This window comes from Streptomyces sp. SID14515 (assembly GCF_010548505.1).
Lineage (GTDB): Bacteria > Actinomycetota > Actinomycetes > Streptomycetales > Streptomycetaceae > Streptomyces > Streptomyces caviscabies.
In genome coordinates this window covers 116004-131809 of the sequence record NZ_JAAGMH010000027.1, presented here as the reverse complement: position 1 = coordinate 131809, position 15806 = coordinate 116004, and the positions used below count along the sequence as shown (strand labels likewise).

The following is a 15806-nucleotide window of genomic DNA, read 5'->3' as shown; positions in this document are numbered from 1 at the left end:
GACATTCCTTCCGTAGGTGGACCGTGCGGACATGCCTAGCTTCCGGTCGCCTCGTAGCGGCGCAGCCCCATCCGCCACACGGTCAGCGCCAGTGCGACCGACACCAGGGCGATGAGCGGCGTCAGCATCACCAGGCCCGTCTCACCGAACAGCAGATATGTGGCCGGGAAGTAGGCGGTGAACGCGAACGGCACCATCCAGGTGAGCATCGCCCGCAGCGCCGGATGGTAGAGATCCAGCGGGTAGCCGGAGAACATCGACAGCTCGGTCACGGCCCGCATCGTCGAGAAGCTCCGTGTCGTCCAGAACGCCAGCGACGCGAGCAGCAGCTTGACCGCGAAATGGATCAGCGCACCGCACACCACCAGCACCGCGCCCACGATGAGTGCTTCCCAGGTCGGTACGGCGAAGTTCAGCTGGCTGCTCGCGTAGATCACCAGCGCCAGCCCGACGAGCAGTTCGCCGAACGCGTCGGGCCACACCAGCCGTTCGGACAGCACCATCAGCAGCGGGTTCACCGGACGGATCAGGTACCGGTAGAACTCGCCGCCGCGGATCTCGAACGCGCTGACGAGCCAGATGTTGTCCGAGAACATCTTGTCCAGCCCGCGCGGCAGCATCGCGAAGCCGAGCAGGAACAGCACCTGTGCGAAACCCCAGCCGCCGATCGTGGGAACGAGCGAGAAGAGGGCGCCGACCAGAGCCGCCTGGACGCCGAACATCACCAGGAAGCCGAAGGCCCCCAGAACGAAGTCGCCGCGGTACTCCGCCAGCCGGTGCAGCGACACGCCGCACATGAACCAGGTCAGCCGCAGAACCTTCATCACCCTCATCCTCCGAGCACCTCGATCCTGCGCAGGGCCGTACGCCACACGAAGGCGCTCACCAGAACCATGACCACGGCCCACACCCCTTGCCGCAGCATGATCTGCGCCGCCTCCCCGAACCCGTCGTACCGCTCCAGGAGCAGCTGGACCGGCCCGTACACCATGCTCTGGAAGGGCAGGAAGGAGGCGATCGCCTCGATCGGCCGGGGCAGCAGGTCCAGCGGGACGAGCGCGCCGGAGAGGAAGACGATGAGGCTGTTGACCACCATGCCCACCCCCCAGGTGTTCGTGGTGATCAGCGCGGACATGCCGACCAGGAGCTGCACGGAGAAGGCGATGACGACCGACGGAACCGCCGCCAGCACGAACAGGCCGAGGCCCAGGGGCGACGGGGCGCTCATCGGGAACAGCAGAGCGAAGATCGCCACCAGGGGAAGCCCGACCAGCACGAGGTTGGTGAGGGCCGTCGGCAGCGCCATGAAGACCCGGGAGACCGGATAGCTCACCGGCCGTACCAGCGATACGGCGATGTCGCCGCCCACGATCTCCTGCGAGGTGTCCTCGCCCGCCTTGCTGTTGTGCATCAGGGTGAGCAGCTGGGCGGCCAGCAGATAGGTGGTGATGCCGGCGACGCTGAATCCGCCCAGCGCGCCGTCCGGATGCTGGGTGATCACCGCGCGCCACAGGAAGACCACCACCGCCGTACTCACGGAGGTCGTCAGCAGCGAGACGAGGAGATCGGCGCGGTACTGCATGGAGGCCTGCAGGCTGCTCGTGGCGAACGGGACGTAGCGGCGCAGCGTTCCACTCGTCATACCCGCCTCCGCAGGTAGATCTCCTGGATCACCGACTGCAGATCGGGCTCCGGCGCGTAGCAGTCGGTGACCTCGAACCGTTCCAGCAGGCAGGCCAGTACCTCGCGGGAGGTCAGCTCGTCGGCCGGGTAGTCGATACGGATACGGAGGTCGTCGGTCACGGTGGGCGTGGCCTTGGGCAGCATCGCGGCGACCTCGCGGGCGGTCTCCTGAAGCGTCTGCGCACCGTTGTGGCTGAACAGCACGGAGCGTCGGTCGGCGGTGGCCAGCAGGCCGGCGATGGTGCCCTGGTGGATGACCCGGCCCTTGTCCACCACCAGGACCTGGTCGCAGATGGAGTTGATGTCACCGATGTCGTGGCTGGTGAGCAGCACGGTGGTGCCCAGTTCGGTGTTGGCCCGGTTCACCAGGGCCCGCACCGCGTCCTTCACCACGATGTCGAGACCGATGGTCGGCTCGTCCCAGAAGATCACCTTCGGGTCGTGCAGCAGGGAGGCCGCGACCTCGGCGCGCATGCGCTGACCGAGGCTCAGCATCCGGACCGGTGTGCCGCCGAGGGCGTCGATGTCCAGCATCTCCCGGTAGATCTTCATGTTCCGCTCGAAGACCGGGGCCGGGATCTCGTAGATCCTCTGGAGGATTTTGAACGAATCCGCCACGGACAGGTCCCACCACAGCTGGGAACGCTGTCCGAATACCACGCCCATCGCCTGTGCGGCGGTACGCCGGTCGCGGTACGGCTCTATTCCGTTGACGAGGCATCGCCCGGAGGAAGGGGTCATGATGCCGGTGAGTAGTTTGATGGTGGTGGACTTGCCGGCGCCATTGGCTCCGATATACGCGGTCCTCGACCCGGCCGGAATGTGAAACGAAACGCCATCCACAGCGCGCAACGTTTCGTACTCCCGGCTGAACAGATTGGTCAGTGCTCCGCGCAGTCCCGACTTACGATGGTATTTGCGAAATTCCATGGACAAGTCGTCGGCTATGATCACGGGCTGAACCGTAGCAGAGGAGACTGCCTCTGAAAACCTTTGCGGAACGGCTCGCAATCCCGTCCGGGAGTGGGTTCCGAGAGGCAGTCGGAGGCGCGGTGAAAGCGGCCCCGCGGACCCGGGCGGCTCGGTTCGAACCTTCTGATCACCGAGCCGGGCGAGCGCCGGGAGAGCCCATGCCGATGCCGTACGGCCTCACTGTTTCCGCAGGTGGTAATAGGTGATCCGAGTTGCGCCGAGGAGGGGAGCGGAAGGCCCGGAAGGTGTCGTTCCGCCATTGCGGCAGGTCTGATCCGCCGTCCTCATTGCCATACGTCCGCCGGTCGCGGCTGCCCGGCGGCCGGTTTTCCGAGGCGCACCTCCTGGGTCAGAAGGAAAAGCTGCCAGGCAACATCCTGCCAGGTCGTCATAGGGGGTTTATTCCGGTCGCGGACCGCGCCGAAGGCGTCCACGGGGAGGTGGCTGAGGCTACTTGCGGGGACTTTCAGCGGGGTATTGCAGTCGGAGATCTCCCCGACTTACGATCTCGACGGTGAACGGGGCGTCAAGCCTAAAACCGGACAATGCTGGCATCGATGACAAGCCAGACCGACTGGCGACATCGAATGAATTCGATGCCTCCATGAAATGTCGTGCGAGGATTCAGGGCCGGAGGGTAAAATGTTGCAGACCGCCGGAAGACCCATCCAGTTGGACACGCTGGCAATTGCAGCCTATGAGCATCTACTGGAATACGGCAGGCGCGATGATCGCTATCTCTGCCGGCGATTCGGTATCCAGCCCGAACGGGTGAACGCGATATACCGCTTGCTCACCGAACTGTGCGTCGTCGAGAAGGAACCGGGCCGGCCCGACTCCTGGCGCGCCGTGGAACCGCGGCTGGCCATGGTGCGGCTCGTCGTCCCGCTGGAGGACGAAGCGCGCCGCAGCGCGGTGGTGGCCGAGCAACTGCGCACCCAGTTGCAGTCCTTGATACCGGTCCACCAGACCGTCACCGGAGCGCGTTCCCACCAGCACATCGACATCATCGACGATCCCGCGAAATTGGCGACCCTGTTCTCCGAGAAACTCGCGGCCTGCCGCAGACGCCTGTACGTCCTGCACCCCGACGACCAACAGCCCTGGCCCTTCCGGGACACGGCGGCGACGCTGCTCACCGAGGCCATGGCGCGCGGGGTGCGGCTGCGCGGCGCTCTCCAGCACGGTGTTCGCTCCTGCGCGCCCACGCCCACACTGATGGAGCACCTCAACGGGGCGGGGGCCGATCTCCGTACCGCCGTCGACCTGCCGGCTCAGGTGATCGTCTTCGACGACGACTGCTGCCTCGTGTCGGTGCCGGGCCGGTCCCCGGACGGCTCCGCCCTCCCCGGCCGCACGACGACGCTGGTGATCCACCAGCCCCTGATCATCGCCCTGCTCGCCGGCGTGTGCCGCACGGCCTGGGCGCAGGGGGCCCCGTTGCCGGCGCCCGGAACGGACCGCGCCCAGGTGGCCGGCCATCTCCGGCAGAGAATCCTCCAGCTCCTGGCCGGCGGCGCCAAGGACGAAGCCGTCGCGCGCCGGCTCGGTCTCTCCGTGCGGACCTGCCGGCGTCACATCTCCGAGATCATGCAGGATCTGGGTGCCGACAGCCGCTTCCAGGCCGGTTTCGAGGCGTGCTCCCGGGGGCTGCTGCCGGCCATTGGGTCGTCGGGCCGTGTTCGAGGAGATCGTGACGAGTGGCTCGGATCAGAGAGTGGTGCGGCGTGAGGGCCGGGATCCCGAGCAGGAGCTCGAAGGCGTCCGGGAACCGCCACAGCAGGTCTTCCAGCAGGTAGCGCAGGTAGGCGGCGCACAACTCCGGGAATTGCCGCAGGAGATGCTTCTGATGCCAGGTGTGATGGAAGTCGGCGGCGTACGAAGGGCCGTCCCAGAGGCCTTCGTCGGTCTTCCAGAGGCGGTCGGTGACCGGCCGGAGTTCGATACCGCGCGCCTGGGCGACGGCCGGCGCGATGCGCTGCTCGGCGAACAGGGCACGTGCCATGGACAGGCCGTCATAAGGGGCCGAATTTCCCTTCATGAAAGCGACTGCAGTTCGCGCGTACTCCGCGCGATGAAGGTCGTCGAAGAAAAGGGATATGGCCATGTTCGCGGCCAGGGTGTCGAACTTCCAGTCGGAGAGATCGACGCCTTCGGGTGCGGGAAGGGTCGCCGGGTCGGGATAGACGACGTTGTCCACCGTTTCCCAATGGGCGAAGCCGAAGCCATGGCGCCCGCCCAGATCCAGTGGCTTACGGAGGTAGAGATCGGTGTCGATGACGGCGAAGGGGGCGGAGTGCAGCGTCGCCGCGAACATCTTGCCGGCCGTCGGGTAGAGGATCGGGTCGATTCCGGCGGAGTCCAGTGCGTTCAGAGAGGTGTCGACCCGGTCGTACAGACCGGCGAGGCGCTGTTCCTCGGCGTAGGAGCGGCCGAGATCGTCCGTGAGGAGGTGGATCGTGCCGTGGTGGGCCCGCCACGACAGGACGCTGTGCACGGTGGTGACGATCTCCTCCGCCGGAAGCTCGTAGGGCTGCTGGATCTTCTCCCGGAACCCGAGCCCGACACGTCGCCAGCCCTTGCGGTGCGGGCCGGTCCAGTTGACGTGCACGGCGACGAGGGACGGGTCCTGGTGACGTTCGGCATGCATGCGGAAATCCTCACGGGAGACGGTCCTGTCAGGATTGCGAAATTTATGCGGGGCGGGTCGGGTGTGCAATGCGAAAACCATGGCAACTTGTTGCCTATTTCGTTCCGGTGGCAACTAGTTGCGCCGTGATTGACAGAGAACACCTTCCTGGCAAGGATCCGATTTATTGATTCCGCGAGGTCGAAGATCAGGTCGAATGTCGAAGGTCGAAGTTCGGGCATTGAGGGGAGTCTTGGGTGCGTTCAGCCGGGCGAGCACTGGTGACGGGCGGGGCCGGATTCGTCGGCTCCCATCTCTGCGAACTTCTCCTGAGAGAGGGAATTCAGGTCGTCTGCGTCGACAATCTCAGCACGGGACGGCTGGAGAACATCGCGGAGCTGACGGCCCGACGGGGATTCTCCTTCGTCGAGGGCGACGTGGAGCAGCCCATTAAGACGTCCGGGCCGGTCGACATGGTGTTCCATCTCGCGTCCCGCGCGTCCCCGGCGGACTACCTCACAGCGCCCCTGGAGACGTTGCGAGCCGGTTCCGTGGGCACCGAACACGCCCTGGAGGCGGCACAGGCCTGGGGCGCCCGGTTCGTCCTCGCGTCGACCTCGGAGGTGTACGGCGACCCGGCCGAGCATCCGCAGCGGGAGTCGTACTGGGGGAACGTCAACCCGGTCGGAGAACGGTCCGTCTACGACGAGGCGAAGCGGTACGCCGAAGCGCTGACCATGGCCTACCGCCGCAGCCGCGGGCTGAACACCGGAATCGCCAGGATCTTCAACACGTACGGCCCCCGCATGCGTACCGACGACGGCCGCATCATCCCCAACTTCGCACGGCAGGCCCTCGCCGGGGAGCCGTTGACGGTCTACGGCTCCGGACTGCAGACCCGGACCCTGTGCTACGTGGACGACCTGGTGGACGGTCTGCTCGCGCTGGCCCGGAGTTCGGCCCCCGGTCCGGTCAACCTCGGCGGCGCCGAGGAGCGGACCGTTCTCCAACTGGCGACGGAGATCGCGCGGGCCGCGGGCGGGGAGCCCCCGGTCATCGAACACCGGCGCCTGCCCGAGGACGATCCGAGACGACGCCGCCCCGATCTCACCCTCGCCGGTGAACTCCTCGGCTGGCAGCCGAGGACCGCCCTGCACGACGGGCTGGCGCGCACCGTGGCCTGGTTCGACCGGCAGCGACCGGTCGTCGCGGCGCAGCTCGCCGGGAAGCCGGCCGTCCACGACCTCGCCTGAGCGGAGTGCGGGCGCACGGACGGCTGTGGGGCCGGTGCGCGTACGCACCGGCCCCACAGCGTTACCGGTCGAGCCGATACGGCTCGGGCACGGTCGTCAGACCAGGTCGAAGCGGTCGAGGTCCATGACCTTGGCCCAGGCGGCGACGAAGTCCGTCACGAACTTCTGCCGCGCGTCGTCGCTCGCGTACACCTCGGCGAGGGCACGGAGCTCGGAGTTGGAGCCGAAGACCAGGTCGGCGCGGGTACCGGTCCACTTGACCTTGCCGGACGCGTCCCGGGCCTCGAACTCGTCCTGCGCCGACGACGTCGACTTCCAGGTGATGCCCAGGTCGAGCAGGTTCACGAAGAAGTCGTTGGTCAGCGTGCCCGGGCGGTCGGTGAGCACCCCGCGCTTCGAGCCGCCGGTGTTGGCGCCCAGCACCCGCAGACCGCCGACCAGAACGGTGGTCTCCGGAGCGCTCAGCGTCAGCAGGTTCGCCCGGTCGAGAAGCAGGTACTCGGCGGGCAGACGGGCGGCCTTGCCGACGTAGTTGCGGAAGCCGTCGTAGGCGGGCTCCAGGGCGGCGAAGGACTCGACGTCCGTCTGGTCCTGGGTGGCGTCGACCCGGCCCGGGGAGAACGGCACCTGCACCTCGACGCCGGCGTCCTCGGCCGCTTGCTCGACGGCCGCGTTGCCCGCGAGGACGATCAGGTCGGCCAGCGAGACCTGCTTGCCGCCCTTGGCGTTGAAGGACTCCTGGATGCCTTCCAGGGCACGCAGGACCTGGGCCAGCTCGTCCGGGTCGTTCGCCTCCCAGCCGCGCTGCGGCTCCAGACGGACCCGGGCGCCGTTGGCGCCGCCGCGCTTGTCGCTGCCGCGGAAGGAAGAGGCCGAGGCCCAGGCGGCCGAGACCAGCTGCGCCACCGTCAGGTCCGTGGCGAGCACCTGCTCCTTGAGCGCGGCGATGTCCGCGGCGTCCAGCAGCTCACCGGTGCGCGCGGGCAGCGGGTCCTGCCACAGCAGCACCTCGGAGGGCACCTCGGAGCCCAGGTAGCGCTGGATCGGGCCCATGTCACGGTGCGTCAGCTTGTACCAGGCGCGGGCGAAGGCGTCCGCGAACTCGTCCGGGTTCTGCTGGAAGCGGCGCGAGATCTGCTCGTAGGCCGGGTCGAAGCGCAGCGACAGGTCGGTGGTGAGCATCTGCGGCCTGTGCTTCTTCGACGCGTCGTGCGCGTCCGGGATGGTCGCCTCGGCGTCCTTGGCGACCCACTGCTTCGCACCGGCCGGAGACTCGGTCAGCTCGTACTCGTAGGCGAAGAGGTTGTGGAAGAACTCGTTGCCCCACCTGGTCGGCGTGCTGGTCCAGGTCACCTCCAGACCACTGGTGATGGCGTCCCCGCCCTTGCCCGACTTGTACGAGCTGCGCCAGCCGAGGCCCTGCTCCTCCAGCGGGGCGCCCTCCGGGTCCGCGCCGACGCTCTCGGCCGGACCCGCGCCGTGCGTCTTGCCGAAGGTGTGGCCACCGGCGATGAGGGCGACGGTCTCCTCGTCGTTCATCGCCATCCGGCGGAAGGTCTCACGGATGTCGCGGGCGGCCGCGACCGGGTCCGGGTTGCCGTTGGGGCCCTCGGGGTTGACGTAGATCAGGCCCATCTGGACCGCGCCGAGCGGGTTCTCCAGCTCACGGTCGCCCGTGTAGCGCTCGTCGTCGAGCCAGGTGGTCTCCGGGCCCCAGTAGACGTCCTCCTCCGACTCCCAGACGTCCTCGCGGCCACCGGCGAAGCCGAAGGTCTTGAAGCCCATGGTCTCCAGGGCGACGTTGCCGGTGAGGATCAGCAGGTCGGCCCAGGACAGCGCCTGGCCGTACTTCTTCTTGACCGGCCACAGCAGTCGGCGGGCCTTGTCCAGGTTGCCGTTGTCCGGCCAGCTGTTCAGCGGGGCGAAGCGCTGCTGACCGGCGCCCGCGCCACCGCGGCCGTCGCTGATGCGGTACGTGCCGGCGCTGTGCCAGGCCATCCGGATCATCAGCGGTCCGTAGTTGCCGAAGTCGGCCGGCCACCAGTCCTGCGAGGTGGTGAGCACCTCGGCGATGTCCCGCTTCACCGCGGGCAGGTCGAGCGCCTCGAACGCGGCCGCGTAGTCGAAGTCCGCACCGAGCGGGTTCGCCACGGCGGGGTTCTTGGCGAGGATCTTCAGGTTGAGGCGGTCCGGCCACCACTGGCGGTTCCCGCCGCCCTGCGTGGGGTGCGGCGCGCGGCCGTGGGCCACGGGGCAGCCGGCCGCCTGCGCCTCGGGCACCTCGGGGACGGCCGTCTCGGGCGAATCCGGGGTGACGGGGTCGAAGACGTGCGACTCGTGGTTCTCGGTCATGAGCAATCCTTCCGGACCCGGCGGGTCGTGGGGCGCTGAACGGGGGAGGAGGATTCGGGCCGTGCAGAAGGGGCACGCTGTGTGCCGGGGTCTCGCCGCAGGTCGCCCGAACGCCTCACGGACCACCGGACCGGACGGTCCCGGGCGGTGTGGCGAGGACGGCGCCTGGCCGGCTGGCGGCGCTGCGCGGTCGACCGGCGGAGTCCCGCCGCGTGTCTCTGCTGCCGTACCGGAGTCTTCCTGTCTCTTGGATGTCGCCGGGATCGATCCTACGATGGACTTCGTCCAAGTCAAGAAGTGCGCTAAAACTATAATGGCCAGGGCGCGTGTCGTCGGATCTGTCGGATCTTCCGAGGGCCGCACGCCCCCGCGAACCGGAGCAGGTGAGACGAGATGAGTGACCTCCTTCAGCGGCTGCGGACCCGTGGCTGGCGATTGACCTCGCAGCGGCGTGTCGTCGCGGAGGTCCTCGACGGCGACCATGTGCACCTGACAGCGGACGAGGTGCATCTGCGGGCCGCCGCGCGACTGCCCGAGATCTCCCGCGCGACCGTCTACAACACGCTGGGCGAGCTCGTCGCGCTCGGCGAGGTGCTGGAGGTCTCCACCGTGGGCCGCGCCAAGCGCTACGACCCGAACGCGCGCCGCCCCCACCAGCACCTGGTGTGCTCCGGCTGCGGCACGGTCCGCGACGTCCACCCCTCCGGCAACGCCATCGGCGACCTTCCCGAGGCCGAGCGGTTCGGCTTCGCCGTCGGCTCGGTGGACATCACCTACCGCGGCTTGTGCCCGGCCTGCGCCTGAGCGCGACGGCGCCTCGGGCGGGTTCGTTCCCGGCCGCCTAGAATCCATGATCATGGACGCAGCCGACCTGGACCACCGCCACCGCACGTACGACGGTTGGATACCGCCCGCCGTGGCCACGGCCCTCCACGAGCACGGCCATGACGGCGTGCTCCGCGAAGCCGCGGCACGCGGAGACTGGTTCTGCGCCCAAGTACTCGCCGAAGCCGCCGTCGCCGGCAGCGACCCCGACGGGCTGGCCGAGGCGCTGGCGCTCCTGGAGCCGTTCGCCTCCACCGGGTGGTGGACGGCCGTCCGCGCCGTATGCCGACTGCTCGCAGCCCGGGGCCGGGTCGACGAAGCCGCCGATCTGCTGCGCCCGCACGCCGCATCCGGTCATCGGGAGGCCGTGCGCGAGTTCGCGCCCCTGCTCGCCCGGCAGGGCCACATCGACCAGGTCGTCGCACTGCTCGGCCCCCGGACCGCCGACAGTTCCCTCGCCGAGGTGCTGGTGGAACTCACCGCGGACCACGGCAGGGACGCGGAGATCGCAGCCCTGCTCCCACCCGTCGGCGTGGGTGCGACGACCCCGTTCGAGCCGAGGACGACCGACGACTGGGACACCGTCCCCCTGCACGCCACACTCCTGGAACGACAGGGCCGTGTCGACGAGGCCGCCGCACTGCTCAGGAACCACGTCAGTGTCGACGGCATCGTGTTCGCCGACCACGCCGAGCAACTCGCCGCTCTCCTGGCCCGGCACGGACGCGAAGCGGAGCTGCGCGCGTGTCTCGCCGAGGACGTGGACGAATACGCCCGCGGCGCGCTCGCCCGCCTCCTGGAGGAACAGGACCGAACCGAGGAAGCGGTCGCTCTGCTGAGGGGGTACACCGACGAGGGAGACCCCCACGCGGCCTGCGAACTGGCCGAACTCCTCGCACGGCACGGCCGCCACGACGAGGCGACGGAGATACTGCGCCGTGTCGCGGAGACACCCGGCGGGCACGCCGACTGGATCATCCATCTGCTCTGCCGTCTCTTCGTCGAGGCCGGCCGAGCAGCGGACGCCCTAGCGTACGTGGACGACTACTACACCCGGCACGACGGCCACCCGGACGAACTGGCCCTCGCCCGCGCCCGGATCCTCGAACCGCGCGACCGCTCCGGACAGCCGGAAGCCGGACCCTCCTCCTGGAGCGCGCCCGCCGCGGAGCTGATCCCGTACGGCACCGTGGGTCGCGCGATCGCGGAGGCGGAGCGCCTGGTGCGCGCGGGGGAGCCGGAGCAGGCGATCGCCCACCTCCGCGACCGCCTGGACGGGACGAGGAGGCTGTACGCCGAGGACTTCTGACGGGCGCTCGCCCCTGTCCGCCGCCGGGTGGGATCAGTGCCCGAGTTCGGCGTAGCGGACGACCTGGACGGCCAGGCCGATGACCATGGCCGCCTCGGCCAGCGAAATCACCAGCAGCGGCCAGGGCGTCGGGCCGAGCAGCCAGTAGACGGTCAATGCGGCGATCGGTGCTCCGCAGAACGTCATGAGGTCCACGGCGAGCTGGAACCGCTTCCGGGAGCGGCGGTGCACATCGCGACGGTGCGCGGACTCCCAGCCGAAGATGTCGGCCTGGGGCGATGCCAACTCCTTGAGGCGAGGGGACAGATGGTCGCGTATGTACCGGCCGGCGGCGGAGATCTTCTCGTCGTTGGCCAGATAGGTCCACCCCAGGACCACGGACAGCGGGGGAAGCAGCAGAAGCATTTCGAGGTGTCCGCCCCGGGCGAGAGTGGAGCCGACGACCGCCGCCATGACGCCGAGGGTGGCGTAGATGAGGTTGTCGCGGAAGCCGATCCTCGCTCGCTGCTCCTGCTTGAGCTGCTCGTACTCGGCAAGCAGGAGTTGGTCGATACCGATCACAGGCGTTCCTTCTCCAGACGAGCCAGTTGGGCTTCCAGACCGCTGAGTCCGATCTTCTCCGCGCCGCTGCGGAGGCGGGACACATCGGGTACGTCCAAGCGTAGTTGGCGGGCCAGGCGAGTGATGATCTCTTCCGCTTCCGGTCGGGTGACCTGCCGGCGCGAGCCCATCCTCTGGTCCAGGCGGTGGAGAAGGCTGAGCTTCCGTGGTGTCTCCTCCGGGCACCAGACGCGGAAGAAGCGGCTGCCCGCCATGCGATAGCTTCCGACGCGGGTGTACGGGATGCCCTGCTCGCCGAAGGCTGCGGAGGGCAGCGAGACCGACCAGGTGCCGTCCTCGTCCTGTTCCGGGGCGACCGCGTCGAGGCCCTGCTCGTCGAGCCACTTCCGGGCGGACCGCAGCAGGCGCTCGTCCGCCTCCGTGTCCAGTTCCTCGTTGTCGAGCACGCTGATCAGTTCCGGCGTACCGGCACAGAGCGCACTGAGCTCCGGGTCGTGTGCCGTTCCCGCCTCGGCCTGGCCGTAGACCAGAAGCCCCTCCCGGCCGCGTACCAGGTAGACGGGCAGGAAGACGAGTGTCTCGCCGAGGCACTCCACGGCGTCCAGGGCGACGGGGAGGTTGAACCGGGCGCGGTCGGTGCGGCTCTTGAGGCGGTCGAGAGCCGAGCGGTCGAAGCCGGACGCCACGGCGAACGGTGTGAAGCGCGGGTAGTGCCTGCTGCGTTGCGCCCGGTCCATCTCCTCGGCGGAGAGCAGCGTCACGACCTCGTCGTCGTAGTGGGCCCGGGACAGAGGCCCGCAGCTCAGTGCCTCGAAGTACAGATGGCGGCGGTCCTGGCGGGTGACCACGTAACGGATGTCGTCGTCCACGGAGCGCTGTCCCAGCGGCGTCAAGCGCAGCAGGCCGCCGGGCCCCTCCTGCGTGTGGCCGATCGCGGTCAGGAAACGCACGGCCTGCGCGACCAGGGCGCGGTCCAGTGCGAAGAAGGCCGCGAGTTCGTCCACGGTGTCCAGGGCGCCGTGGCGCAGCCCGCGCTCCAGGAAGCGGTCGATCAGGGAGAAGGCCTCGCCCTCGGTGATATCGGCGCGGATCTCCACCTTCCACACCGGCAGCAGCAGTGCGTGGAGCCGGGACGGCACGATGCCCTGCCCGAAGGCGGCGTCCTCCAGAACCCGCTCCTCGGGGAACTTCATCAGACGAGGTGCGGTCGTCATGGCCGGAATCCTTCCCGGGCCGGACCGGTGGCATCCCCCAGGTCCGGGACGGTTTCGTCGAGAGCCGCCATGACCTCCCGGTGGCCCCGCAGATCGCCGCGGTCGAGCAGATGCTGATGCAGGTCACCGATGAGCGTGCGGAACCCCGGGTCGTCCGCACGCATCAGCGTGCTCAGATCGCCGGTCATGACGAGCTGGCTCTTGGCCCGGGTGAAGGCGACGTTGGCACGGCGCAGCTCCTTGAGGAAGCCGATCCGACCCTCCGGGTTGCTGCGGGTGAAGCCGTACAGGACGATGTCGCACTCGCCACCCTGGTAGGAGTCGACGCTGCCGACCGAGGCGTCCGCGAGCTGGGAATCGCCGATCAGCGGGGTCAGTTGACGGACGACCTCCAGCCGCTGGGCGAGGTAGGGGACGATGACCGTCCACTCGGCTCCGCGGCGGTGGTAGAAGGCGGCGAGCCTGGCGAGGAGGCGCGCTTCGCACGGGTTGAAGGGCCCCTTGTGTCCGCGGCCTTCTTTGCGGCCGCGCCCTGACTCATGACGTACGCGGTCGGGCAGCGCGGCCGTGTCGACGAAGGCCATCGGGCTGGTGAACAGCGGATCGCGGTGACGGTGCTCCTTCTCCGTGAGCAGCTGTCCCCGGTAGAAGGCGGCCGAGATGAAGTCGGCGATCTCGGCGGGCATACGGCGCTGGCGGGCCAGTTGCACGACATGCGAAGAGGGCAGTCCGGCACGTAGGCGCTCCAAGGCGCTCTGCGACATCAGCCGGACCAGTTCGGGATCGCCGATGCTCTGCGCCCACTCGTCCACGTCGGCATCGCGGAAGGGTGGCAGCTGCCGGTCGTCGCCGACCAGGACACCACGGCGAACCCGGGTCAGCGGCACCAGCGTGTCAGCGATGCCGATCTGGCCGGCCTCGTCGATGATTCCCAGGTCGAATTCCACGCCCGACAGTTCGGGGCGTGACGCGGCGCCGATGCAGGTGGCGCCGACCACATGGGCGTAGCGGACGAGCTCGGGCACCAGCTGCCCCGGGTCCTGGGCGATGGCGGCTCGCCACTGGCCGGTCAGTTCCTGGCGTCGTGCAAGCACCGGGATCCAGTCGGTCAGCTGCCGGTGCAGCTCGCGCAGCGCGGTCGCCGCGTCGGCCGGATCCGACAGGCGCGCAGGTAGTGCCGCCGTCGGCACGACCGCGCGCAGCGCGTGTACGGCCCTGTCGGCCTCCTCGTAGGCGGACTGAACGCTCTTGGCGAGGTGGTCACCCGCCGTCTGTCGCATGGCTCGGGCCGCGATGACGGCTGTGTCCTCGCGGGCCGCGCGCTCCGCCTCGGCGCCCGCCGCCTCGGTCTGCCGCAGGACGTCGTGGAGGGACGCGTTCAGCTTCTCGATCTCGGCGCTCTCGGTGGTGAGCTCCGCTTCCCGGCGGCGAGCCCGGAAGCGGTGCAGGCGACCGGTGAACAGGGCGTCGGAACGCTGCCGGGCGGAGTGGGCCTTCGCCCGGAGCCGATCGGCACGCTCGGTCCGATCCTCCAGGAGCGTCCGCAGCATCTGTTCCTCCGACCCGAGCGCCGTCAACCGCTCGTGGGCCGGCGCGGCCGCGGCCCGGGCCGCCGCGTGCAGGCGCAGGTCCGCGGTCCGTGCCTCCTCGGCATGGCTGTCGACCTGCTGAACGCGCGCGGCGAGCTCGGCGGTCCGGGGCTCTACGTCCGCCGCCTCCTTGTAGGCCTGCGTACGCTGGGCCATGGCGTGCCGGATCTCTTCGGAGAGGCCCTCCGACTGTTCTTCCAGGAGCAGCGGTTTGACGTCGGCGTGCACCTTGCTCTCGTCGCCGACCCGGATCACGACGAGATCTTGCGGGAGCCGGGCCAGCACGTTGTCCACGGCACGGTTGGTGTGGGAGGTGACGAGCACCCGCCCGCTGTCCACGGCGGACGTCGTCGCGGCGGTGTGGGCGATCTCCGTGATCGTCCGGGTCTTGCCCGTGCCGGGCGGACCGAGCACCACCAGCAGGTCCTGAGTGGTCAACGCCGCGCGGAATGCGCGAAGTTGTTCGGGATCGAGTGGCTGGTGCGGTTGCGCGTCGGTCGCCGGAATCGGGCGCACGTGGTGCTCGACCACCGCGGGCAGGAGCCCGGGGTTCTTCGAGTCGTGCGCGCGGAGGCTCGCCACGGCCTGCCGCTGCTTGTTGAAGATCACGCTGCTGGGGATGAGCTCCAGAGCGCCGCGCGTCGGCAGCCGGTCCCATGACACGGGCTGATCGAAGCGGACGGTGACGTACCGGTCCGATGCCCGGCTTACTTTGCCACGGGTGTCCGTGTCGCCCTGAATACGGACGAAGGCGCCGGACGGCGGCGGTTCCGAACCGACGAGCTGGAACTCGTAGACGGACTGAGCGGTTTTGCCGCGCTTGCCACCGGTGGCCGTGAAGCTCTGATACAGGAAGGGGGCGGCTTGGCGTTCCTCCCGGGTGGTGATCTCCTCGGTGGCGTCGATGAGCCGGTCCACGGAGTCGAGGAACCGCGCCTGGGCGTCGTCGCCGGAAGGGGCGTCCGACCGATCCGGCTGTGTCTGGCCGAGACGCTGCCAGGCCTGTTCGAGGACCTGCCACTGGGCGTCCGAGCCCGTGGGCACAGCCTTCAACTCGAACACCATGTGCCAGGCCGGCGGGCGCACCACGAGGCAGGACCTGGCGAGGCGCGCATGGTCGGCGAGGCGCAGCGGATCGATGTGCTTGACGAGGTAGCCGGTCCCTCGGTTCGTGGCTTCGAGGCGTATCCGGTACGTACGGGTGTGAACCAGCAAGGACGGTTTGTACTTGCCGCCGGCCGGGTTGACGGTCACGGCCACGCCGGCCTTCAGCCGGTTCAGGTCGTGAACGATCTGCGAGACGTCCGGTGGCAGGCCGGCGCTGGTCTCGGCCTTCCCGCGAAGCTGCTCGTCGAGACGGAAACCCGGGACGAGGACCAGCGGAGCGCGCAGGGCGACGGGGGTGACGGACATCGGCGG

At 69.0% G+C, this 15806-nt stretch carries 11 protein-coding genes; 4 read left to right on the top strand and 7 right to left on the bottom strand.

From position 1 onward, the window contains the following. Window positions 1–35: 35 nt before the first annotated feature. The 3 genes from G3I54_RS04790 to G3I54_RS04780 are packed head-to-tail and all read right to left on the bottom strand — an operon-like array spanning window position 36 to window position 2613. Window positions 36–824 (bottom strand): ABC-2 family transporter protein, encoded by a 789-nt coding sequence (locus G3I54_RS04790; protein WP_164611419.1) that lies wholly within the window; start codon window positions 822–824, stop codon window positions 36–38. A 5-nt stretch (window positions 825–829) separates the two neighbouring features. Continuing rightward, window positions 830–1642 (bottom strand): ABC-2 family transporter protein, encoded by an 813-nt coding sequence (locus G3I54_RS04785; RefSeq protein WP_164611417.1) that lies wholly within the window; start codon window positions 1640–1642, stop codon window positions 830–832. Beyond that, window positions 1639–2613, bottom strand: a complete 975-nt coding sequence (locus tag G3I54_RS04780) for an ATP-binding cassette domain-containing protein (RefSeq protein WP_203685506.1) — start codon at window positions 2611–2613, stop codon at window positions 1639–1641. The genes G3I54_RS04785 and G3I54_RS04780 overlap by 4 nt, the downstream gene beginning before the upstream one ends. Window positions 2614–3297: 684 nt before the next feature. Between G3I54_RS04780 and G3I54_RS04775 the strand changes: the two genes are divergently transcribed. Together G3I54_RS04775 and G3I54_RS04765 are read left to right on the top strand one after the other, a co-directional pair. After that, window positions 3298–4386 (top strand): helix-turn-helix transcriptional regulator, encoded by a 1089-nt coding sequence (locus tag G3I54_RS04775; protein ID WP_164611412.1) that lies wholly within the window; start codon window positions 3298–3300, stop codon window positions 4384–4386. A 1155-nt stretch (window positions 4387–5541) separates the two neighbouring features. Then, a complete protein-coding gene (locus tag G3I54_RS04765; RefSeq protein WP_343240270.1) occupies window positions 5542–6537 on the top strand; it encodes an NAD-dependent epimerase/dehydratase family protein in 996 nt (331 codons plus the stop codon). 96 nt (window positions 6538–6633) lie between these two features. Here the strand turns inward: G3I54_RS04765 and katG are convergent, their stop codons facing one another. Further along, window positions 6634–8889, bottom strand: a complete 2256-nt coding sequence (gene katG, locus G3I54_RS04760; protein ID WP_164611410.1) for a catalase/peroxidase HPI — start codon at window positions 8887–8889, stop codon at window positions 6634–6636. A gap of 393 nt (window positions 8890–9282) precedes the next feature. Here katG and G3I54_RS04755 point away from each other — a divergent pair, with 393 nt between their 5' ends. Further along, on the top strand, window positions 9283–9693 hold the full coding sequence (locus G3I54_RS04755) for a transcriptional repressor (protein WP_164611409.1): 411 nt from the start codon (window positions 9283–9285) through the stop codon (window positions 9691–9693). Window positions 9694–9745: 52 nt separating this feature from the next. Continuing rightward, window positions 9746–11023: a hypothetical protein gene (locus tag G3I54_RS04750; RefSeq protein ID WP_164611407.1), complete on the top strand. Its 1278-nt coding sequence runs from the start codon at window positions 9746–9748 to the stop codon at window positions 11021–11023. Window positions 11024–11056: 33 nt separating this feature from the next. On the opposite strand, the gene G3I54_RS04745 is transcribed toward G3I54_RS04750, so the two are convergent. The 3 genes from G3I54_RS04745 to G3I54_RS04735 are packed head-to-tail and all read right to left on the bottom strand — an operon-like array spanning window position 11057 to window position 15800. After that, window positions 11057–11584, bottom strand: coding sequence for a hypothetical protein (locus G3I54_RS04745; RefSeq protein WP_164611405.1), 528 nt, complete (start codon window positions 11582–11584; stop codon window positions 11057–11059). Continuing rightward, window positions 11581–12798: a hypothetical protein gene (locus tag G3I54_RS04740; RefSeq protein WP_164611403.1), complete on the bottom strand. Its 1218-nt coding sequence runs from the start codon at window positions 12796–12798 to the stop codon at window positions 11581–11583. Before G3I54_RS04740 ends, G3I54_RS04745 begins: the two co-directional genes overlap by 4 nt. Then, window positions 12795–15800 (bottom strand): AAA domain-containing protein, encoded by a 3006-nt coding sequence (locus tag G3I54_RS04735; protein ID WP_164611400.1) that lies wholly within the window; start codon window positions 15798–15800, stop codon window positions 12795–12797. The genes G3I54_RS04740 and G3I54_RS04735 overlap by 4 nt, the downstream gene beginning before the upstream one ends. Window positions 15801–15806 lie beyond the last annotated feature (6 nt).

Excerpts from the sequence above, each read along its gene's own strand:
- G3I54_RS04790 (WP_164611419.1), bottom strand. The coding sequence starts at position 824 with ATGAAGGTTCTGCGGCTGACCTGGTTCATGTGCGGCGTGTCGCTGCAC.
- G3I54_RS04785 (WP_164611417.1), bottom strand. The coding sequence starts at position 1,642 with ATGACGAGTGGAACGCTGCGCCGCTACGTCCCGTTCGCCACGAGCAGC.
- G3I54_RS04780 (WP_203685506.1), bottom strand. The coding sequence starts at position 2,613 with ATGGAATTTCGCAAATACCATCGTAAGTCGGGACTGCGCGGAGCACTG.
- G3I54_RS04775 (WP_164611412.1), top strand. The coding sequence starts at position 3,298 with ATGTTGCAGACCGCCGGAAGACCCATCCAGTTGGACACGCTGGCAATT.
- katG (WP_164611410.1), bottom strand. The coding sequence starts at position 8,889 with ATGACCGAGAACCACGAGTCGCACGTCTTCGACCCCGTCACCCCGGAT.
- G3I54_RS04755 (WP_164611409.1), top strand. The coding sequence starts at position 9,283 with ATGAGTGACCTCCTTCAGCGGCTGCGGACCCGTGGCTGGCGATTGACC.
- G3I54_RS04750 (WP_164611407.1), top strand. The coding sequence starts at position 9,746 with ATGGACGCAGCCGACCTGGACCACCGCCACCGCACGTACGACGGTTGG.
- G3I54_RS04740 (WP_164611403.1), bottom strand. The coding sequence starts at position 12,798 with ATGACGACCGCACCTCGTCTGATGAAGTTCCCCGAGGAGCGGGTTCTG.
- G3I54_RS04735 (WP_164611400.1), bottom strand. The coding sequence starts at position 15,800 with ATGTCCGTCACCCCCGTCGCCCTGCGCGCTCCGCTGGTCCTCGTCCCG.